Origin of the sequence: Arthrobacter sp. PsM3, assembly GCF_030433895.1 — a bacterium.
Taxonomy (GTDB): domain Bacteria; phylum Actinomycetota; class Actinomycetes; order Actinomycetales; family Micrococcaceae; genus Arthrobacter.
This window is the reverse complement of the sequence record NZ_JARUXE010000033.1, coordinates 14,391-33,246: the sequence shown is the minus strand read 5'-3', so window position 1 is coordinate 33,246 and position 18,856 is coordinate 14,391. Positions and strand designations below refer to the sequence as shown.

General features: G+C 66.6%; 22 protein-coding genes. 11 read left to right on the top strand and 11 right to left on the bottom strand.

The window, feature by feature from the left end:
- The first annotated feature begins 39 nt into the window (after positions 1 to 39).
- The 3 genes from recR (at position 40) to QCD75_RS16685 (ending at position 2,874) form a co-directional block, all read left to right on the top strand.
- Complete coding sequence (gene recR, locus QCD75_RS16690; RefSeq protein WP_226758922.1) at positions 40 to 639, top strand: recombination mediator RecR; 600 nt, start codon at positions 40 to 42, stop codon at positions 637 to 639.
- A gap of 17 nt (positions 640 to 656) precedes the next feature.
- Positions 657 to 1,448 carry a GNAT family N-acetyltransferase gene (locus tag QCD75_RS22245; RefSeq protein ID WP_367400666.1) on the top strand — a complete coding sequence of 264 codons (792 nt, stop codon included), beginning with the start codon at positions 657 to 659 and terminating at the stop codon, positions 1,446 to 1,448.
- Positions 1,449 to 1,515: 67 nt separating this feature from the next.
- Entirely contained in the window at positions 1,516 to 2,874 is a 1,359-nt protein-coding gene (locus QCD75_RS16685; protein ID WP_301230419.1) for an aspartate kinase, read from the top strand.
- A gap of 86 nt (positions 2,875 to 2,960) precedes the next feature.
- Here QCD75_RS16685 and QCD75_RS16680 read toward each other — a convergent pair whose 3' ends face one another.
- Together QCD75_RS16680 and QCD75_RS16675 are read right to left on the bottom strand one after the other, a co-directional pair.
- Positions 2,961 to 3,173, bottom strand: coding sequence for a hypothetical protein (locus QCD75_RS16680; protein WP_301230457.1), 213 nt, complete (start codon positions 3,171 to 3,173; stop codon positions 2,961 to 2,963).
- Between the two features lie 242 nt (positions 3,174 to 3,415).
- Positions 3,416 to 3,649 carry a hypothetical protein gene (locus QCD75_RS16675; protein ID WP_226758926.1) on the bottom strand — a complete coding sequence of 78 codons (234 nt, stop codon included), beginning with the start codon at positions 3,647 to 3,649 and terminating at the stop codon, positions 3,416 to 3,418.
- 80 nt (positions 3,650 to 3,729) lie between these two features.
- Here QCD75_RS16675 and QCD75_RS16670 point away from each other — a divergent pair, with 80 nt between their 5' ends.
- From QCD75_RS16670 to QCD75_RS16655, 4 genes are read left to right on the top strand one after another with little or no spacing between them, the layout of a single operon-like run.
- Positions 3,730 to 4,203, top strand: coding sequence for a MarR family winged helix-turn-helix transcriptional regulator (locus QCD75_RS16670; RefSeq protein WP_301230418.1), 474 nt, complete (start codon positions 3,730 to 3,732; stop codon positions 4,201 to 4,203).
- Between the two features lie 27 nt (positions 4,204 to 4,230).
- Positions 4,231 to 4,776: a serine protease inhibitor gene (locus tag QCD75_RS16665; RefSeq protein WP_301230417.1), complete on the top strand. Its 546-nt coding sequence runs from the start codon at positions 4,231 to 4,233 to the stop codon at positions 4,774 to 4,776.
- Positions 4,769 to 5,731 (top strand): 3-methyladenine DNA glycosylase, encoded by a 963-nt coding sequence (locus QCD75_RS16660; protein WP_301230455.1) that lies wholly within the window; start codon positions 4,769 to 4,771, stop codon positions 5,729 to 5,731. The genes QCD75_RS16665 and QCD75_RS16660 overlap by 8 nt, the downstream gene beginning before the upstream one ends.
- Positions 5,728 to 6,108 carry a serine protease inhibitor gene (locus tag QCD75_RS16655; RefSeq protein ID WP_301230415.1) on the top strand — a complete coding sequence of 127 codons (381 nt, stop codon included), beginning with the start codon at positions 5,728 to 5,730 and terminating at the stop codon, positions 6,106 to 6,108. The genes QCD75_RS16660 and QCD75_RS16655 overlap by 4 nt, the downstream gene beginning before the upstream one ends.
- Positions 6,109 to 6,222: 114 nt before the next feature.
- Here the strand turns inward: QCD75_RS16655 and QCD75_RS16650 are convergent, their stop codons facing one another.
- Entirely contained in the window at positions 6,223 to 9,477 is a 3,255-nt protein-coding gene (locus tag QCD75_RS16650) for a S8 family serine peptidase (protein WP_441005506.1), read from the bottom strand.
- A gap of 331 nt (positions 9,478 to 9,808) precedes the next feature.
- On the bottom strand, positions 9,809 to 9,994 hold the full coding sequence (locus QCD75_RS16645) for a hypothetical protein (RefSeq protein ID WP_301230414.1): 186 nt from the start codon (positions 9,992 to 9,994) through the stop codon (positions 9,809 to 9,811).
- Positions 9,995 to 10,281: 287 nt separating this feature from the next.
- Between QCD75_RS16645 and purS the strand changes: the two genes are divergently transcribed.
- The 3 genes from purS to purL are packed head-to-tail and all read left to right on the top strand — an operon-like array spanning position 10,282 to position 13,635.
- Positions 10,282 to 10,533: a phosphoribosylformylglycinamidine synthase subunit PurS gene (gene purS, locus QCD75_RS16640; protein ID WP_301230412.1), complete on the top strand. Its 252-nt coding sequence runs from the start codon at positions 10,282 to 10,284 to the stop codon at positions 10,531 to 10,533.
- Between the two features lies 1 nt (position 10,534).
- On the top strand, positions 10,535 to 11,299 hold the full coding sequence (gene purQ / locus QCD75_RS16635) for a phosphoribosylformylglycinamidine synthase subunit PurQ (protein WP_301230411.1): 765 nt from the start codon (positions 10,535 to 10,537) through the stop codon (positions 11,297 to 11,299).
- Positions 11,296 to 13,635 (top strand): phosphoribosylformylglycinamidine synthase subunit PurL, encoded by a 2,340-nt coding sequence (gene purL / locus QCD75_RS16630; protein ID WP_301230409.1) that lies wholly within the window; start codon positions 11,296 to 11,298, stop codon positions 13,633 to 13,635. Before purQ ends, purL begins: the two co-directional genes overlap by 4 nt.
- A gap of 83 nt (positions 13,636 to 13,718) precedes the next feature.
- On the opposite strand, the gene QCD75_RS16625 is transcribed toward purL, so the two are convergent.
- From QCD75_RS16625 to QCD75_RS16595, 7 genes are all read right to left on the bottom strand, one after another.
- Positions 13,719 to 14,012: a DUF503 domain-containing protein gene (locus tag QCD75_RS16625; RefSeq protein WP_301230451.1), complete on the bottom strand. Its 294-nt coding sequence runs from the start codon at positions 14,010 to 14,012 to the stop codon at positions 13,719 to 13,721.
- 14 nt (positions 14,013 to 14,026) lie between these two features.
- On the bottom strand, positions 14,027 to 14,347 hold the full coding sequence (locus QCD75_RS16620; RefSeq protein ID WP_301230407.1) for a putative quinol monooxygenase: 321 nt from the start codon (positions 14,345 to 14,347) through the stop codon (positions 14,027 to 14,029).
- A gap of 130 nt (positions 14,348 to 14,477) precedes the next feature.
- Positions 14,478 to 15,080, bottom strand: coding sequence for a hypothetical protein (locus tag QCD75_RS16615; protein WP_301230405.1), 603 nt, complete (start codon positions 15,078 to 15,080; stop codon positions 14,478 to 14,480).
- A gap of 12 nt (positions 15,081 to 15,092) precedes the next feature.
- Complete coding sequence (locus QCD75_RS16610; protein WP_301230404.1) at positions 15,093 to 15,638, bottom strand: DUF1990 family protein; 546 nt, start codon at positions 15,636 to 15,638, stop codon at positions 15,093 to 15,095.
- The gene (locus QCD75_RS16605) at positions 15,635 to 16,045 is read right to left on the bottom strand and encodes an MmcQ/YjbR family DNA-binding protein (RefSeq protein ID WP_301230403.1); all 411 of its coding nucleotides are present in this window, start codon (positions 16,043 to 16,045) and stop codon (positions 15,635 to 15,637) included. The genes QCD75_RS16610 and QCD75_RS16605 overlap by 4 nt, the downstream gene beginning before the upstream one ends.
- A 54-nt stretch (positions 16,046 to 16,099) precedes the next feature.
- Complete coding sequence (locus QCD75_RS16600; RefSeq protein WP_301230449.1) at positions 16,100 to 16,660, bottom strand: polysaccharide deacetylase family protein; 561 nt, start codon at positions 16,658 to 16,660, stop codon at positions 16,100 to 16,102.
- Between the two features lie 405 nt (positions 16,661 to 17,065).
- Positions 17,066 to 17,491 carry a CoA-binding protein gene (locus QCD75_RS16595; protein WP_301230402.1) on the bottom strand — a complete coding sequence of 142 codons (426 nt, stop codon included), beginning with the start codon at positions 17,489 to 17,491 and terminating at the stop codon, positions 17,066 to 17,068.
- A gap of 395 nt (positions 17,492 to 17,886) precedes the next feature.
- Between QCD75_RS16595 and QCD75_RS16590 the strand changes: the two genes are divergently transcribed.
- On the top strand, positions 17,887 to 18,738 hold the full coding sequence (locus QCD75_RS16590) for an ABC transporter ATP-binding protein (RefSeq protein ID WP_301230400.1): 852 nt from the start codon (positions 17,887 to 17,889) through the stop codon (positions 18,736 to 18,738).
- The last annotated feature ends 118 nt before the right edge of the window (positions 18,739 to 18,856 follow it).

The following is an 18,856-nucleotide window of genomic DNA, read 5'->3' as shown; positions in this document are numbered from 1 at the left end:
GCTCTCCGCCAGGCACCACCCCAAACGAACGAGGACATTGTGTACGAAGGTGCAGTTCAAGAGCTGATTGACGAGCTCGGACGCCTTCCCGGAGTAGGGCCCAAGTCCGCCCAACGGCTGGCCTTCCACATCCTTGAGGCCGACCCGCAGGACATGAAACGACTCGTGGACGCCATCACCACCGTCAAGGAACGGGTCAAGTTCTGCACGGTCTGCGGCAATGTCACCGAGCAGGAGCTATGCAACATCTGCCGCGATCCCCGCCGGGACCCGTCGATCATCTGCGTCGTCGAGGAATCCAAGGATGTCCTCGCCGTCGAACGCACCCGCTCATTCCGTGGCCGGTATCACGTGCTGGGCGGGGCGATCAACCCCATTGCCGGCATCGGCCCCGAGCAGCTCCGGATCCGCGAGCTCCTCACCCGGCTCAACGACGGCGCCATCCAGGAAATCATCCTCGCCACGGACCCCAATCTGGAGGGCGAGGCCACGGCGACCTACCTGGCGCGCATGCTCAAGTCGATTGGCATCGCCGTGACGCGGCTTGCATCAGGACTGCCCGTGGGAGGCGATCTCGAGTACGCCGACGAGGTCACCCTCGGCCGGGCCTTCGAGGGCCGCCGCAACGCCTTGAGCTGAACGGAGCCTGGCCCGCTATGTCCCTTCCGGCTCCAATCTGCACGGAACGCCTGGTCCTGCGTCCGCTGGAAATCGAAGATGCGGCGGCGGTCCTTCGGTTCCGCGGCGATCCCATTGCCACGCAGTACCTGTCCCACGGACCACTGAGTCCCGAGGAGAACTTCGCCAGACTCCTTCAGCTGGTCGATGCTGCTGAATCGTCCGGAGCGAATTGGTTCAATTTCGGCTGGGCCGTTGAACTCCGCGAAACGGGCGAGGTGATTGGTGACGGCCGGACGTGGAACTCGGCAGAACCACCGGCGCCGGGCAAAATACCCTCCGACAGCGGGAGCCTCGGGTATGTTCTCCATCCCACACACCATGGTCGTGGCCTGGGCAGGGAGGCCGCGGGAGCCCTGGTCGGTTGGCTTTTCGAACAACGCGGAACACAAACAGTGTTCGCCGGCGTGTTTGAACCCAATCTCCCCTCCAGGCGGCTCTTGGCAGGCCTGGGCTTCGGGCAGGACCACCTTTCACTTCCTCGCAGGACACTACGGGCAAGAACCTTCCGTCCTGGCGCTACAGACTGGACCGGGCCCAAAATCCGGCCGGATTCCGGACCGCCTCCAAGCCGGGCGCTCCGCGGTCCTGATTCAATCCCCGCAGCCAGCGCAGCACATGCCCGGCGCCTGTCGCCAGACTTGGACATAGTGCCAATGTGCTCATCGCTGAGCCGCAGCGGAGGGCATGTCCAGCGGAACGGGAGCCGGGTTGTCTGGCATTCGGTCACAATTCAGCAAGCCGGGTCCCGCGGCGATAAACTGGGGTGAGAAGTTACGCCGTCGCGCCGTTTGGTTGCCTGGCCCAGAACCCCGATGATGCAGTGAGGGTGCGCGCATGAGTTTGCCCACTACCGAAGTCCATCCCGGACCGCAGCCACAGGAGCGGCCCGTCTCTGCCGTTGCCACGAAGCACCTTGTGGTGAAGAAGTTCGGCGGCTCCTCCGTGGCTGACGCCGAGGGCATCAAACGCGTGGCCCGGCGGATCGTGGATGCCCAGAACGCCGGCGATGAAGTGGTTGTGGTCGTCTCCGCCATGGGCGACACCACCGACGAACTGCTCGATCTCGCGGCCCAGGTGACCGACTCAGCCCCGGCCCGTGAGATGGACATGCTCCTTTCCGCCGGCGAACGCATCTCAATGGCCCTGCTGGCCATGGCCATCAACAAGTTCGGCGCCTCCGCCCAGTCCTTCACCGGCTCCCAGGCCGGCATGATCACCGACGGCATCCACGGCAAGGCTCGGATCATCGACGTCGACCCGCACCGGATCCGCACCGCCCTGGACAAGGGACACATCGCGATCGTCGCGGGCTTCCAGGGCATGAGCCGCACCACCAACGAAATCACCACGCTGGGCCGCGGCGGCTCGGACACGACGGCTGTGGCCCTGGCCGCCGCCCTCGACGCCGACGTGTGCGAGATTTTCACGGACGTCGACGGGATCTACACCGCCGATCCGCGGGTGGTCCCGACCGCCCGAAAAATCGACCGGATCTCGAGCGAGGAAATGCTCGAACTCGCCGCGTCCGGCGCCAAGATCCTGCACCTGCGCTGCGTCGAATATGCGCGCCGGTTTGGCGTGCCGCTGCACGTCCGTTCCTCATTCAGCCAGAACGAAGGCACCTGGGTCCTCCCCAGTGCCGACGACAAGATCACAACCCAAGAGGGAGTCGCCTTGGAGCAGCCAATCATCTCCGGTGTTGCACACGACCGTTCCGAGGCCAAGGTCACGGTTGTCGGGGTTCCGGATATCCCCGGCAAAGCAGCGGCGATCTTCCAGGTCATCGCCGATTCCCACTCGAACATCGACATGATCGTCCAGAACGTTTCCACCCACGGGACCGGGCGGACCGACATCTCCTTCACGCTGCCGATCGTCGAGGGCGCCGACGCCCTCGCCGCCCTGCACGCCGCGCAGGACCGGATCGGTTTCGAAACCATCGAGTACAACGAGAAGATCGGCAAGCTGTCGCTAATTGGCGCCGGCATGCGTTCCCACCCGGGCGTCTCGGCGCGGTTCTTCGCCGCCCTCTCCGAGGCCGGGATCAACATCAACATGATCTCCACCTCCGAGATCCGGATTTCCGTCGTGACCCACGCGGACCTGCTCGACGACGCCGTACGCGCCATCCACAAAGCTTTCGGCCTGGACAGCGAGGACGAGGCAACGGTGTACGGCGGCACCGGCCGCTGAGCCGCGCCGGGGATTAGCGGCCGGGATCAACCGGGAAAGGGAGCGGCATCTGCCGCTCCCTTTCCCGTGCGCCCTCAGGGCGTTGTTCAGACTTCCTCTTTCGGGAGGTCTTCCTTTCGGACAGCGTAGTGATGTCCCTGCGCATCGGTCTCCACTTCGAAACCGGCGATTTCGATTGCAGAGGCCTGCTCGAAGTCGTCATTTTTGTGCACGACCGGTGCGGTGTAATCCCCCCGCGAGGCTGGGCCGAAAAGGAAGCGTGCCCATGACGTCGGATGCAGGTGCTGCCTGAGTGCCATCTTCCGCAGTGCAATTGCCACAATTCCCACCCCCTCTCCAGCGTCCGGGCCACGGGGAACAGCCGTGGCGAAGTGCTGGTGCCAGTGAGCCCATTTTACGCCCGACGGCGGGAAAAGGCATGGGGGCCGCCGTCCCGGGAACTTGCCGGAATCCGGCCGCACACTTGCCGCACACTTCCCGGAATCCTGCCCGGGAGCCCGCCCGGATGTGTGCCGGCAGCCCGGCCGGAACCGGCGCCGGTCTACCGCAGCGATTTGTCCTCTGGGTTGCGCGGCACAACATAGGTGCTGCCGTCTGGGCGGTGGAGGGTCTCCCACTGCTGGGTTTCAGCTTCGCGCTGGGCCAGGAGCTGCCGGTTCTGCTCCGTCATCTCGTGTCCAAGGGAGCTGCGGTTGGCCGGCCCGAAAATCATCCTGAGCCTGCCCGTTGCGCGCATGAACTTCTGGGAGGCGTTGTCGGTGCTTTCCTTGGCCATCACTATCCACTCCTAATGAACGAAACGATGACTCCAGTGTACGCTAATAATTAGCGCACTAACTATCAACGGAGGCCCCCGTGACAGATGTAACCGAAGACATCCAGAGTGACCTCCTGCTGGAACACCAGCTCTGCTTCGCCCTGACGGTGGCCTCCCGGAGTGTCGTCGGCGCGTACAAACCGGTTCTGGACAAGCTCGGGCTGACCCACCCCCAGTACCTGGTGATGCTCTGCCTCTGGGAGTCCAGCCCCCGCTCCCTGCGCGACATCAGCGAGGCCCTGGCCCAGGAGCCGGCAACGATCTCTCCGCTGCTGCGCCGGTTGGAGGGCGCCGGGTTCATCACCCGCCAGCGCGTGCCGGGGGACGAACGGACCCTTGCCGTGGGCCTGACGCCGCTGGGCGCCGCGCTGCGGCAGCAGGCCACCGCTGTGCCGGGAACGATGATGGACCTGCTGGGGCTGAGCCGCGAGGAGGTCGGCCACCTGCACGCATCCATGATGGCCCTGATCGCGGCAACGAAGACCGCTTCCAAGGACGCGCCCCGGCGGTAGACTGGGCAAAACACAGGAGGACAGCTGATGCGCAAGCAACTGACTCACGCGGCGCTGGTTCTGATGGCGGTGGCCGGATTGGCGGCCTGCTCGCCGGGATCTGCCCCGACGCCCACGGCGTCCGCCCCGTCGAGCGCGGCCAGCCCGACGGGCACCGTCTCACCGGACACCGAAACGACTACTCCGGCCCCCTCCCCATCTGCCGCACCGGTGACCTCCGGTCCCGGACAGGGCAACGCCGAACTGGCCATCATGGTCAAACCGTCCGAGACCGGAACCCCGGCGAACTTCACTCTCGTGTGCGTGGACGGCGTCCCGGCCGCCGAGAGCCAGCACCCCGACGCCGCGGCCGGCTGCACCGCCCTGAAGAACAATGCGGCGCTCCTCAGCCCCGGCCCGCGTCCCAAGGACCAGGCCTGCACCCAGCAGTATGGCGGCCCCCAGCAGGCCACGGTCACCGGCGTCGTGGACGGCCACGCTGTCGACGCGGCTTTCAGCCTGCGCGACGGCTGCGAGATCGCCGCCTGGAACGCCGCCAAGGACGTCCTTGGCTCCACCGGCGGAGCTGTCTAAGCTGCAGCACCTGCCCCAGGAAGACTGGCTGCCGCGCCAGGCCGTGCACCAGGCGAGGGTCCGGCGCTACGCGGATCCGTACCTCGCCCGCCGGTCCGCCGGCCAGAAGCACCCGGTCGAGGACTTCCTCTTCACCTACTACACCCAAAAACCGGGCCAGCTGCTGCGCTGGCACCCGGGCGCCGGCGTCGTGCTCTCCGGTCCCGCCGCAGCAGACCGTGCCGGCTGGAAGTACTACCGCACGCCCGACGACGGCGACCTCGCCGTGGCGGGCCTCCCGCCGGGCACGCCGGCCGTCACGGTCGACACCGTGGCCTTCGTCCGGGACCGCCGGGACGCACTGCAGTTCGCCGGGATCATCCTGGCTGGAACGGCGGCGCGGCCGGCCCAGTTCGGCTGCTTCGGACTGCACGAATGGGCCATGGTCTACCGGCAGGACAAATTCGATCTCCGGCATGAGTACCTCCAGCTGCGGCTCGGCTCCGAACGGACCGACGAGGTGGTCCAGGAGAACCGGATCCGCTGCTCGCACTTCGATGCGTTCCGTTTCTACACTCCTGACGCCGTGACGCTCAACAGCCTGCAGCCCAGCCGGGAGAACCAGCGGACGATGGAACAGCCCGGCTGCCTGCACGCCAACATGGACCTGTACAAGTGGGCCTACAAGCTTGCCCCGCTGCTGCCCAGCGGGCTGGTGATGGATTGCTTCGAACTCTCGTGGCGGATCAGGGCCATGGACATGCAGGCGTCCCCCTATGACTTGAGCGAGTGGGGGTATCCCGCCATCCTGATCGAAACGCCAGAGGGCAAGGCCGAGTACGTTGAATACCAGCGGTCTTTTGCCGCCGAATCGCAGGAACTGCGGCAGCGGCTGCTGCGGGAGCTCACGCCCCTGCTCGAGTCGACGGGTTCCGGCCCTGGCCCTGCCGCCGAACGCACGGAAGGACCGCGATGACAGCCACTGACCACCGTCACAGCCGGCACGAAATCGATCTCACCGTCCGCCTGACCGAGGCCCCCGGTGCACCCGAGTACGTGTTTCAGCTGGCGGCAAGCGGCGGCACCCTGGCCGGGGGGTGCACGCTCCCGGATTCCGCCGCGGCCCTCGCGGCCGTCACGCAGTATGGGGAGGCCATTTTCTTCCCCCAGCCCGGTCCGCCGAAAATGTGCACCCAGCAGTACGGCGGCCCGCAGGTCGCCGTGGTGACGGGCTGGTTTCTGGGCCGGGAAGTCAACAGCCGGTTCAGCCGCACCGACGGCTGCGAGATCGCCCGCTGGCGCGCCATGGCACCTCTGCTCGGCGGCGTTGCGGGTTCCACGGGCGCCATCTGACCCGGCACCGCAGAAACCGGTTCCTCATTCCGCAGCTTCCTGAAGGGGCAACTTTAAAGGCAATGGCCGGCGGTGGAAACCGCCGGCCATTGCCTTTCAGGGTGGGAACTGCGCCTAGATGGCGTTGTTGGGCGCGGCCAGTTCCTCGTTCTGGATCTTGCCCGTCTCCATCTTCACCTTCTTGCCCTTTTCCTTCTTGTCCTTCTTGTCATTGCCCTGATCGCTGTTTCCGGGACCGTCATTGCTGTCCTGGTCCTCGGAAGTCGGCGGAACCACGACGGCTCCGGACGAAGTCACGAGCACACTGACAAATGTCGGATCACTTGCTCCGGCAAATGTCACACGCCCGATGTAGGAACCCGCTGCCAGGTTCTTCCAGTTCATCGTGACGACGCCGGACGTGCCATTGCCGAGGCGCAGCGGGTTCGGCGTCAGGCTCGCGTTGCCCACATTCGGAACAAGCACCGATGCATCCACGCTGGCCTTGGTGGGCTGTCCGGTGGGGCCGGCGTAGAAGTTCGCGTAGATCGTGTAGGTTCCGGCGGACGGATTGGGAATGGATACCGACTCGCTTGCCGATGAGGTGGCCACGGTAAGCGGCCCTTCGGGCGTCATGACATACATGTCGAAGTCGGCGTTTTCGTCCGAGGACAGCACCGAGAACTTAGCCAGCGGGCTTCCCGCCGGTACCACCACGTCCTTGACGAAGTTCGAGGCATCCGTCACGCCGGTGAATGCGCCGGGAACCAGTTCAATGGCGGAGGAGTCCGCCTTGGAAAGGCCGTCCAGGGTCATGCTGATCGGGTTGTTGGTGCCGGAGACCACCTTGATGTCACCGGAACCCGTGCCGCCCTGCGACGTGAAGGCCACGTCCTTGGACGTCACCACCGACTGCGGGCGGACCGCGACCGGGGACGTAACGTTCTTGTTGGCCCCCTGCCAGGTCAGTGAGCCCATCGCGAACTTGCCCAGGGCTGCATTCTGGTTTTCGAAGGACACCTTGAAGGTCTTCTTCTCACCGGCGGCGCCGAAGGTCAGGATGGACGGGGTCACCGTGACCTTGACGCCCGGGACGTCAGCCTTGACCCGGTAGGTTCCGGGCGTGAGCGCCGTCAGGGTGCGGGTGACCTCGATCTTGCCGGCCAGATTACCCAGGGAGAACGACGGAACGTTCACGTCGCGGGCCTTGGTGGTCCCCAGCCCCGGGATGCCGAGGTCGACCCCGGTACCCTGGATGAACTTCAGGTAGTCCTCGTTGTTGGCGTCGTAGACCAGGCCCGGATCCAGCATTCGGGCCGGATCCACCTGGCCCGCGCCAGTGGCCAGGACATCGGTGTTCTTGCTGCCGTCGGCGTTCTTGACGTCGCCGGCAGTGGTCATCATGGCGGACTTGATTGCTGCAGGGGACCACTGCGGATTCTTGCCGAGGACCAGGGCGCCAAAGCCGGCCACGTGCGGGGCGGCCATGGACGTTCCGGACATGAACCCGAAGTTGTCCCCGCCCGTACCGATCGGCGAAACACCGGCCAGGACTGCGACGCCGGGCGCCGTGACGTCGGGCTTCAACAGGTCGGACCCGGTGGCCAGCAGCGGGCCCCGGGACGAGAAGCCTGCGATCTGCGGCTGGGCCTCAAGCGCCAGCCCGGTGGTGTCCTTGTTGACCAGGGAAACGGTGATTGCCGGGTTGGCAGTGACCTTGGCCTTGATGGTCTCGGTGGCCGGCGGGTTGACGTGGACGGTCGGGACAGAGTGCTTGTCCGTGTCAAGCGAGGAGTTGCTGAGGTTGACAAGAATCATGCCGACGCCTCCGCCCCGCTTGACTTCGGCGCTCTTGGCGACGCGGTCGAAGACGCCGCGGTCACAGACCACAACCTTGCCGCCGACCTTGGCGGGATCAAGGGTGCCAGGACCGCAGAGGGCAGCGCTAGTGTTGCCGGCTGTAATGGCAGCGTTGGCGGCAAGCACGACGCCGGCGCCCTTGACTTCGCGGCTCATAATGCTGGCCCCGCGGAACTTGCTGCCGTCGGAGAACTCAACCGTGCCCTGGAGCTCCTGGGAGAAGCTGCTGGCGGCAACGGTGGTGACCCACGGCGCGCCGTGGTTGACGGTGCTGGCCGTGGGACCGGAGTTGCCGGCCGAGGCCGCAACGAAGATTCCGGCGGAGGCCGCGGACAGGAACGCCATGGACACCGGGTCCGTGGTGGTGGTGGTGGAACCGGAGATCGAGTAGTTCAGGACGTCGACACCGTCGTAGATGGCCTGGTCCACTGCGGCAACAGACGAGGAGCTGTAGCAGCCGCCGGTATTCGGGTCGGTGTCCTCCCAGCAGACCTTGTAGACCGAGAGCTTGGCCGCCGGGGCGATTCCGCTTGTAAGGCCGAAGCTGCGACCGTCAACGAAGGTCTCAACATTGGCGTTGCCAACGGCTGTGCTGCCCGTGTGGGTGCCGTGGCTGGCGACGTCGACCGGGGAGATTTTCTCGATCGGAGATCGGCTGCCCTCCGGAACGTTCTTCAGGAAGTCATCGGCAAAGTAGTGTGCGGCGAGGACCTTGGAGTTGCAGGCTGAACCGTCGAAGTCCGCGCCGGTTCCGGTGCCTTTCTGGCATTCACCGATGAAGGTGTCGCCGTCGGACTTGAGCATGGCAATTTTGCCGTCGTCCGTGCGGTATGGCACGCCGACGACAGGATTACCAACGAGCGGCTTGACCTGTTCGCCAGCGAAGAAGAGGCTGGAGGGGGTGTAGCCGGTGTCGATAACGCCGACCACTACGCCCTTGCCTGCCGCGTCCTGGCCACCGAACTTTGTGTTCCAGGTGCCGTTGGGGCCGCTGAGTTTCAGGAAATCGGTACTGGAGTAATCGGGGGCGTTTTCCGTGTCAGGAGCAACCACCAGCACGCCGGGGTCCTTGGCCAGCTTGATGGCCTGGTCCGCGGACAGGTTTGCGCTGAAGCCGTTGACGGCCGCCGTGAACTGCCGCTTCATCTGGACGTTCTGCTGACCTGCAACCTTGGCCTGCTTCTGCTCGAGGTGCGTCTCGTACCGCTGCACTTCGGCCTTCTTGGTGTCGAGTTTCTTACCCGTCTCCGGCTTGGTGGCCGCCAGTCCGGGCGTGCCGCCATCGTAGGTGGCTGCCGGTTTCTCGGCCAGGACAACGATGTAGCGGCCATCCTTGAAGTTGTTCGGGTCCAGACTCTTCTGTGCCGCTCCCGCGACGGGGGGACCCGCAGCTGGCGCAGCGGTGGCCGGCTGGATCGCGACTGTTGACAGGAGCAGCGGCAAGCCCAGGGTCAGTGCCACGGCCCTCCGGAGTCCCCCGCTTCGAAGGAAGCTCTTTCCTGGTGAATTCACGTGTGTTGAACCTTTCATAAGGAACGGTCCCGACCTTACTGCCGGGTCAACGGCTGGCAGGACATAAAAAGCTGAGACTCTCACGGCCCCGACGGATACCAGCCGATTCATACAGTACAGACTGAGAGCCGAATATGACATAGAACACAAAGAGGAAATCAAAATTTGTCAATCAATTCGACAACACTCTATTGACCGGCTGCGCCGGAGGGGCGCGGACGGCCCTGTCGGGGCAGCCGAGCTGGGGGCCCTGTCGGCCCAACCGAGCTGGGGGAGCCGGGCGGCCCCTGCTCGAGCTGGGGGCCCTGTCGGCCCAACCGAGCTGGGGGAGCCGGGCGGCCCCTGCCCGCTACTGGCGCGGAGTCCTGACAACTTCGCTGATCCAGGCCCGGGTCTTCGCATCGAGGGGCCCGGCCACATTGCTTTCCCTGGCCCTCCGGTCCGCCCTGACCTTCTGCAGGACCATACGCCCGAGGCCGGCGAAAACGGCTGCAGCAACAACGGGCAAAAGCACGGATTTCGTTTTCTCAGCCATATGCACATGCTACTGACGGGGCACCGCAGTGACCATAGCGTCGTCGCCGGTCACACGGGTGACAGGACCTGTCACCGAGGGCCCTGTCCCGGCGCCCCGCCCCGGCGCCCGGGCGGTCAACGTTCACACTCCCAGCCCGAATGCGGCCGGACGCACCGTGGCCGGTAGAATGGGCGTGCAAGCTCGCGGAGCGCCCCTTCACGTTGTCCTCACCACACAGCGGACCGGCGTGAGACGGCATCACTCCGCTGCGCCCTTACCCAATGCTCACGCACAGGAGTTGCCGGATGCCCCGGATCGTTGTCGACGTCATGCCCAAGCCCGAGATTCTCGACCCGCAGGGGAAGGCCATCGTGGGTGCACTCCCCCGGCTGGGCTTCACCGCTTTTAGCGCTGTCCGCCAGGGCAAGCGCTTTGAACTCACCGTAGACGGCGAGGTGACCGAGGAGATCCTGGCCCAGGCCCGGAACGCCGCAGAGACCCTGCTGTCCAACCCGGTCATCGAGGACGTCGTCAACGTCGAGGTCGTCGGGGCCTGAGATGACTGAACTCCCCCTGATCGGCGAAGCCGTCACCGCAGACGCTGCTGGTGCTCGCAGGCTCGCCGGTGCAAAGATCGGCGTCATCACGTTCCCCGGAACCCTGGACGACCGCGACGCGGCCCGCGCGGTCCGGCTGGCCGGCGCCACACCGGTTGAACTGTGGCACGCCGACACCACCCTCGGCGACGTTGACGCCGTCGTGATTCCCGGCGGTTTCTCCTATGGGGATTACCTCCGTGCCGGCGCGATCGCCCGGTTCGCGCCGCTGATGTCCAAGATCATCGATGCCGCCAATTCGGACGCCAGGCTGCCCGTCCTGGGCATCTGCAACGGCTTCCAGATCCTCACCGAATCGCACCTGCTGCCCGGCTCGATGATCAAGAATGACCACCTGAAGTTCATGTGCCGCGACCAGATCCTGCGCGTGGAGAACAACACCACCGCCTGGACCCGCGACTACGCCGGCGGCCAGGAAATCACGGTGCCACTGAAGAACCAGGACGGCCAGTACATCGCGGACGAGAAGACCCTCGATGCCCTGGAGGCGGAGGGCCGCGTGGTGTTCCGCTATGTCGGTTTCAACCCGAACGGCTCCCGCCGCGACATCGCCGGTATCTCCAACCCCGCGGGCAACGTCGTTGGCCTCATGCCGCATCCGGAGCACGCGGTGGAAGCCGGGTTCGGCCCCGAAATCGGCTCCGGGACCGAGGGCCTGGGCTTCTTCACCTCTGTACTGAACAAGATCGTGGGAGACAACAAATGACGGAGACGTCGACTGGCCGGACGGCCGGCACCGCCACCGAGCCCAAGAAGTTCAACATCGACACCGTCGAGAACGCGGCCAAGACCCCGGACGTCGAACTCCCCTGGGCCGAGCTGGGCCTGAAGCAGAACGAGTTCGATGAGGTCGTCAAGGTCCTGGGCCGCCGCCCGACCGGCGCGGAACTCGCCATGTATTCCGTGATGTGGAGCGAGCACTGCTCCTACAAGTCCTCGAAGAACCACCTGCGCCAGTTCGGCGAAAAGGTGACCGACGAGATGAAGAAGGACATGCTCGTGGGCATCGGCGAAAACGCCGGTGTCACGAACCTGGGCGACGGCTGGGCCGTGACGTTCAAGATCGAGTCCCACAACTCGCCGTCGTTCGTGGAGCCGTACCAGGGTGCCGCAACCGGCATTGGCGGCATCGTCCGGGACATCATTTCGATGGGCGCCCGCCCGGTGGCCGTGATGGATCCGCTGCGTTTCGGCGCCATCGACCACCCGGACACCGCCCGCGTCATGCACGGCGCGGTGGCCGGCATCGGCGGCTACGGGAACTCCCTGGGCCTGCCGAACATCGGCGGCGAAATGGTCTTCGATTCCGTGTACCAGGGCAACCCGCTGGTCAACGCCCTCGCCGTCGGCGTCATGCGGCACGAGGACATCCGCCTCGCCAACGCCTCCGGGAAGGGCAACAAGGTGGTGCTCTTCGGCGCCCGCACCGGCGGCGACGGCATCGGCGGCGCCTCCGTGCTGGCCTCGGAGTCCTTCGACGACACCAAACCGTCCAAGCGCCCCGCCGTCCAGGTCGGCGACCCCTTCGCCGAGAAGGTCCTGATCGAGTGCTGCCTCGAGCTGTTCAAGGGCTCCCTGGTTGAGGGCATCCAGGACCTCGGCGCCGCGGGCATCTCCTGCGCCACGTCCGAGCTCGCATCCAACGGCGATGGCGGCATGGAAGTGGAGCTGACCTCCGTCCTGCTCCGCGACCCCACCCTGACCCCGGGCGAAATCCTGATGTCCGAGTCGCAGGAACGCATGATGGCCGTGGTCACCCCGGAGAACGTCGCCGCGTTTGAAGCGGTCATGGACAAGTGGGCCGTGGAGTACTCCTGGCTGGGCGAGGTGACCGACACCGGCCGCCTGATCATCACGTGGGAAGGCGAGGTCATCGTCGACGTCGACCCGCGCACCGTGGCCCACGACGGTCCGGTCTACGACCGCCCGTACGCCCGCCCCGAGTGGCAGGACGCCGTCCAGGCCGATGCCTTCACCGGGTCCGTACAGGATGCCGGCCGTCCGTCCGCCCCCGCGGACCTGGCCGCCGCCATCACCGAACTCGTCGCCTCACCGAACATGTGCGACAAGTCCTGGATCACCAACCAGTACGACCGCTACGTCGGCGGCAACACCGCCATGGCCTTCCCGGACGACGCCGGCGTGGTCCGGGTGGACGAGGAGACCGGGCTGGGAGTGGCCCTGGCCACCGACGCCAACGGCCGCTACACCTACCTGGACCCGTACCACGGCGCACAGCTGGCCCTCGCCGAGGCGTACCGCAACGTCGCCACCTCCGGGGCCGTGCCGATGGCGGTCAGTGACTGCCTGAACTTCGGCTCCCCCGAGGATCCCGACGTGATGTGGCAGCTCGCCGAGGCCATCCGGGGCCTGTCCGACGCCTGCATGGTGCTGGGCATCCCGGTCACCGGCGGCAACGTCTCGCTGTACAACCAGACCGGCAGCACCCCCATCCACCCCTCCCCCGTGGTGGCAGTGCTCGGCAAGTTCGACGACGTCGCCCGCCGCACGCCGTCGGGCTGGCGCGAGGACGGCCAGGCCATCTATCTGCTCGGCACGACGGCGGCCGAACTGGACGGTTCGGAATGGTCCAACATGCGCGGCCACCTCGGCGGTCTGCCGCCCAAGGTTGACCTCGACGCCGAACGCGCCCTCGGCGAGATCCTGATCAACGCCTCCCGCGACGGCATGGTGGACTCCGCGCACGACCTCTCCGAAGGCGGCCTCGCGGCGGCCCTCGTGGAGTCCTCGCTGCGCTACGGCGCGGGCGCCCGGATCGCGCTGCAGGATGTCCTGGACCGCGACGGCGTGGACCTGTTCACGGCGCTGTTCTCCGAGACCCAGGGCCGGGCCATCGTGGCCGTGCCCCGCTCCGAGGAGATCCGCTTCACGGACATGTGCACCGCCCGCGGCTTCCCGCACCTGCGGATCGGCGTCGTGGACGCGGAGGGCGGCACGCTGGAGATCACCGGCGTCGAGACCATGAACCTCGACGCGCTCCGCGAAGCCCACGAGGCCACCCTGCCGAAGTACTTCGGCTAGCCCACCCCCACCAAGCAACGCGGGGTCACATCGCGCCCATAAATCCCTCAGGGATGGGCGCAATGTGACCCCGCGTTGTCTTTTCAGTCGTCGCTGCGGAGTTCTCGCTGGCGGGCGCTGAGCAGTTCCAGTTCGGGGCGTGCGGCCATGAAGCGGTCGACGGCGGCCAGCACCTCGATCAGATGCGCCCGGTCCGCCGCGACCAGCCCGACGCCGATCTCGGTGCGGCGGTACTGGTCGTGCAGTCCGGCCTCAGTCACGGAGACGTCGAAGCGGCGTTTGAGCTCTGCGAGCACCGGACGCAGTACGGAGCGTTTCTCCTTCAGGCTGTGAACGTCGCCGAGGAGGACATCGAACTCAATCCAGCCGATCCACATGGCGCTCATCCCTCCTACGCGATGGTGAGTTCGCCCATCCGGTCCCAGCCGCCGCCGTCGAGCTGGCGGCTGATGATCCGAGGGGTTTCCAGCAGAGCCTGCGGCATGTCCGCCATGGCCTGCTTGAAGTGTGCACTGTTGACATGGTCCCCGGCCGCGTCGTCCTGGAACGCCTCGACGAGGACGAACTCGTTGGGATCCTCCACGCTGCGGGACCAGTCGAACCAGAGGTTGCCCGGTTCCTTCCGGGTGGCCTGGGTGAAGTCCTCCACGAGGCCTAGCCAACGCTCCGACCAGTCGGGCTTGACCTTGAATTTAACGACAATGAAGATCACGGGAGTGTGCCTTTCGGTGTGGCGGGATGGTCTTCCATTCTTGCAACAGGACAACGCGGGGTCACATCCGGCCCATTGCGGGGGCCGTTACGGGCCGTAAGTGACCCCGCATTGGAGTTGTGGGGCGGGGTCAGCAGGCCTGGATCGCTTCCCGGGCCAGTTCCTGCTGCCGCGGGGTGCCGACGCGTTCGGCCCACTGCTCCGCGAGCTGGAACTCCACCATCGCCTCCGTGCAGCGGCCGGCATCATGCAACGTCCAGCCCAGGTTGTTGTGCAGTGCCACCAGCCATCGTTTGGTCCGTTCATCGTGCACCGTGGAGGCGTACTCCAGGGCGCTGCGGGTCCAGGTTTCGGCGTGGGCGGAGTCGGCCAGGGCGAGCATGTGCAGCGCGTCCACGGCCAGGAATTCCTCGCCCAGATGGTCCGCGAGCTCGGCGGCCTGTTCAAAGAGCGGCACGGCCATTTCCGCGTGGCCACCGGAATTCAGCACCCGACCGCGTTCCAGCAGCACCCGGACCGCCACGGTGGGCTCGTCGCCGTCGACCGCGTCCAGCAGCACATCGGCTTCCTCATACCGGCCCTGCAGGCCGATGGCCCGGCCCAGCTGGGTGGCGAGCTCCGCCCGCTCGTCGGCGTCGTAGGACGGATCGTTGGAGGCTTCCCGGAACCGGGCCTCCGAAAGCGCGGGGTCATCGAAATCCCACAGTCGGTCAAGGGTCTGTTGATCCAGCATTTCTGCCTGCTCTCAGTTCACCGCTGCGGCCAGTTCCTGTGCACTCTTAATGTAGCGGGAAGTGATGTGCCGCCGCGCCCGCCGCGTCAGGACGCCGCCCGCGGCGTAAAACCAGTTGGACGGCACGCCGAAGGCAGTGATGCGGATGGTGACCCGGCCGCCCGCGTCGATGAAAACCTCGAAGGCCTCCTCGCCGCGGACCGGATGCCCGGGGAGGGTCCCGTAACCGAAACCCGCGGATTGCGGAGCCCCGCCCGGCACCGGCCGGCGGACCCAGACTACCTCGCAGGGTGCATGGACCCGGAACGGCCCGACGCCGAAGCCGCTCACCACGCGCGCGCCGGGGACCACGACCTCGGATTCCGCACGGACCGTCAGCCCGGCCCGCCGCTGCAGCTGCCAGGCCAGCATCCCTTGCGCCACCCGCCGGTACGCGGCCACTCCCTCGCCCACGTGGGCGTGGGTGACCTGGCAGTCGGCGCCCCCCGGCGGCGGGCCGTGCTCTGTGGAACCGATCCCGTTGTAGTTCAGCTCGCCGGCCGCGATCCGGGCGGTCACGCCCGGCCGCCGTCGGCCAGCCGCGCCCAGCCCAGCTGCTCCCGCTGGCGGCGGTTCAGCGACGCCACCACGAGGTCGTAGGAGTCCTCCACCATGTCGCGGACCATCGAATCGGGCAGCGACCCGTCCAGGCGCACGCCGTTCCAGTGCTTCTTGTTCAAATGCCACGCTCCAGTGATCTCGGGGTGGGCGGCGCGCAGTTGCTCGGCCAGTGCGGGCTCGCATTTCAGGCTGACCGAGAAGTCGGCCTCCTCCATGGAGGACAGGGCGAACATCCTGGCTACTTGGCGGGTTCCGCCGGACACCGCGGCCCGCACCTTGAAGACGGACGTCTCCGGCCCGAACGGGAAGTCTTCGAAGGCGCCGGGAAAGCCGAGGCAGATATCCCGGAGTGCGGCTACATCCATGGTCCGAGCCTACTTTCATCCGCCGACATTGGCAGGGCCTGCGCCGGGGATGGCTCAGGCGACGCCGAGGAAATCCTCGAGCAGCACGACTTCAAGGCCGGCGGCCAGCTGGGCGGCGCGGAAGGCGGCCAGGTCGGCGGCGAACTCGGGCCGGAAGTGCATCAGCACGATGTCCCCCGGGCGCAACGCCTTGCCGTACTGGTAGTCCATCTTGCCGGCGTTCGACTTGGCTTCCCACGTGATGATCGCCTTCAACCCCGCCGCCGCGACTGCCTGCCGCATGGCGGTGGAGTAGGCGCCGCCGGGCGGACGAAACAGCGTGGGGCTGCGTCCGAACTGCTGCCGGGCATAATCCTGCATGCCGTTGATTTCCGCGAGCTGCTGCTGGTATCCCATTTGACTGACCATGTTGACGTTGTGGCTGACCGTGTGGTTCTCCACCAGGCTCCCCTGGGCGGCGAACTGCTTGAAGAAGCCCGGATCCGCCTGTACGAAGTTCCGAGTGAGGAAGATGGACGCGGGATAGTCATAGTCGGCCATGAGCCCCACCATCTCCGGGGTCCTCGTGACGCCGTCGTCAATGGTCAGGAACACGACAGGATGTTTCGTGTTAATCCTGGTGAGGACGGGAGCGAGTCCGTTCTGGACCGGTGGCAGCTTGAAATCGGGAATGAAGCCATGCCGGATGCTTTTGCTGCCCGGACGCCGCAGTGCCGCGGGAACCGCCGGACCCGGGACGTTTGACCGCCCGGCGCTCAGCACCGCGGGCAGCGGCCCCCCGGAAAGCGAGGCAAGCGGGGCCACTGCAGACGCCGTTGTGGATTCCGGGGCTGAACAGGCGCCCAAGGCTGCCGCAAGGGAGACACCGAGGAGTCCCAATGCCGCCCGGCGCCCCGGAGCGGCAGGCAACGCGGGATGGTGCTCTTCACACATGGGTGATCCTGGGCTCGAAGGAGGTTTGTCGGCAAAAGACTAGCAGGGCAAGATGTCCGCCTCCTGCCGCTGACCCCCCACCCGCGGTCAGAGGCCGAAGCGCCTGGCGTCCTGCGCCGGGCAGGCGTTCATGATGACGTCGAGGCCGGCCGCTTTCGCCCGGGCAGCCGCGGCCTCATCGATCACGCCCAACTGCATCCAGACGGCCTTCGCGCCAACCGCGATTGCCTGGTCCACCACGGCCCCCACCTTCTGGGAGTTCACAAAGCAGTCGACGACGTCGATCGGCTGCTTCCCGGCCGGGATGGCGTCCAACGTGGCGTAGCCAGTCTCACCGTGAACGGGGTCGCCGGGCAGATTCACCGGGATGATCTCCATCCCGAGACGGTCCCGGATGAACAGTGACGTGTCGTAGGCGGCACGCCATTGGTTCGTAGACAAGCCGACAATGGCCCACCGCCCCTTGGTGCGCATGAGCCGTTCGAGGACTGCCGGATCGTTGACGTGGGCCATGTGCACAGCCTAACCGTCCGGGCCGGTTTGGAGACGACGGCCACGCGCACCCGCTGCGGCCCGCGGACCGGCTGCGGCCGCCCGCGGACCGCGGCTACCCGGCTCCCGATTTCGAACAATTGACCGGCGCCCGGTCCGCCGACGGCTCCGGGCCGAATATTACGCAGCAAATCCCCTGAATTTGGGAAAAAGCACCGATTCGGATTTAGTGGGAAGCGACCATCCCGAGCGGCCGAGAGACCTGGATCGATGAAGCCGCAGCAACCCTGGTCGCCGTCGTCCGCCCCTGGATGCCGGCGATAGCAAGGTATTGAGCCAAGGGAACCACCGGACTGACCACCCGGTTCAAAGGCTCATTCCGTAGGGTGCTACTGCCAGGACCGATGGAGTGCCCTATGACTGCTGTCCTGTCCTCCTCCGCGCCTAAGACGTCCCTGGACGCCAACGCCGGAGCCACCACCCGCACTCCGGCGCTGCCGGTTGCCTTCCGCTCCCTACGTCGCACCTTCGGCACCGGCCCAGCGGCCCACACCGTCCTGCGCGACGTTGACTTCGAGATCCGCGCAGGGGAGGTCCTGGCCATCCTCGGCACCTCCGGCTGCGGCAAGTCCACGCTGCTCCGCGCCACCGCCGGACTCGACTCCCCCACCGGGGGCAGCGTCGACATCGACGGTATGCCGGTCCAGGGGATTGACTCCCGCTGTGCCTTCGCCTTCCAGGAACCGCGCCTCCTGCCGTGGCACACCCTGCAGGCCAACATTGCGATCGGCCTGCCCACCGGCATCAGCGCCAGGGACGGCAAAGCGAAGGTGGCCCGGCTGCTTGACCTTGTGGGCCTCACGAACTTCGCCAAGCACCGCCCCCGAGAAATTTCCGGAGGCATGGCCCAGCGGGCCTCGCTGGCCCGGGCCCTCGCCCGCAACCCCGGCGTCCTGCTCCTGGATGAGCCGTTCGGCGCGCTCGACGCGCTGACCCGCATCAAGATGCAGGACCTGCTGCTGGACATCCACCGCGCCGAGCCCACCACGGTGCTGCTGGTGACGCACGACGTCGACGAGGCCCTTCAGCTTGCCGACCGCATCATCATTCTCGGCAAGGAACCCAACGCCGGTGACGAACCAGCGCCCGGCGCGACGATCGTCCGCACCGTCGACGTGCCCGGCGGCCGCCCCCGGGACCGCGGGTCCGTGGAACTCGCCCGAATGCGGGCCTCGCTCCTGGAGACCCTCGGCGTCGACGGCCACTAGCCGCCACCCGGTTTCCCCCGGATTTTCCCGGCCGTGAACGCGTAGCCGCTGTTGCGCGCGCCGGCCTGATTCACCCTTTCCACGCCCGTTCGCCTTTCTCCCGAAGTCCCAGAGGATC

Bases quoted from the DNA above. Each gene is read 5' to 3' on its own strand.
- QCD75_RS22245 (WP_367400666.1), top strand. From the start codon at position 657: ATGTCCCTTCCGGCTCCAATCTGCACGGAACGCCTGGTCCTGCGTCCG.
- QCD75_RS16685 (WP_301230419.1), top strand. From the start codon at position 1,516: ATGAGTTTGCCCACTACCGAAGTCCATCCCGGACCGCAGCCACAGGAG.
- QCD75_RS16680 (WP_301230457.1), bottom strand. From the start codon at position 3,173: ATGGCACTCAGGCAGCACCTGCATCCGACGTCATGGGCACGCTTCCTT.
- QCD75_RS16675 (WP_226758926.1), bottom strand. From the start codon at position 3,649: ATGGCCAAGGAAAGCACCGACAACGCCTCCCAGAAGTTCATGCGCGCA.
- QCD75_RS16665 (WP_301230417.1), top strand. From the start codon at position 4,231: ATGCGCAAGCAACTGACTCACGCGGCGCTGGTTCTGATGGCGGTGGCC.
- QCD75_RS16655 (WP_301230415.1), top strand. From the start codon at position 5,728: ATGACAGCCACTGACCACCGTCACAGCCGGCACGAAATCGATCTCACC.
- QCD75_RS16650 (WP_441005506.1), bottom strand. From the start codon at position 9,477: ATGAAAGGTTCAACACACGTGAATTCACCAGGAAAGAGCTTCCTTCGA.
- QCD75_RS16645 (WP_301230414.1), bottom strand. From the start codon at position 9,994: ATGGCTGAGAAAACGAAATCCGTGCTTTTGCCCGTTGTTGCTGCAGCC.
- purS (WP_301230412.1), top strand. From the start codon at position 10,282: ATGCCCCGGATCGTTGTCGACGTCATGCCCAAGCCCGAGATTCTCGAC.
- purQ (WP_301230411.1), top strand. From the start codon at position 10,535: ATGACTGAACTCCCCCTGATCGGCGAAGCCGTCACCGCAGACGCTGCT.
- purL (WP_301230409.1), top strand. From the start codon at position 11,296: ATGACGGAGACGTCGACTGGCCGGACGGCCGGCACCGCCACCGAGCCC.
- QCD75_RS16625 (WP_301230451.1), bottom strand. From the start codon at position 14,012: ATGTGGATCGGCTGGATTGAGTTCGATGTCCTCCTCGGCGACGTTCAC.
- QCD75_RS16615 (WP_301230405.1), bottom strand. From the start codon at position 15,080: ATGCTGGATCAACAGACCCTTGACCGACTGTGGGATTTCGATGACCCC.
- QCD75_RS16605 (WP_301230403.1), bottom strand. From the start codon at position 16,045: ATGGATGTAGCCGCACTCCGGGATATCTGCCTCGGCTTTCCCGGCGCC.
- QCD75_RS16595 (WP_301230402.1), bottom strand. From the start codon at position 17,491: ATGGCCCACGTCAACGATCCGGCAGTCCTCGAACGGCTCATGCGCACC.
- QCD75_RS16590 (WP_301230400.1), top strand. From the start codon at position 17,887: ATGACTGCTGTCCTGTCCTCCTCCGCGCCTAAGACGTCCCTGGACGCC.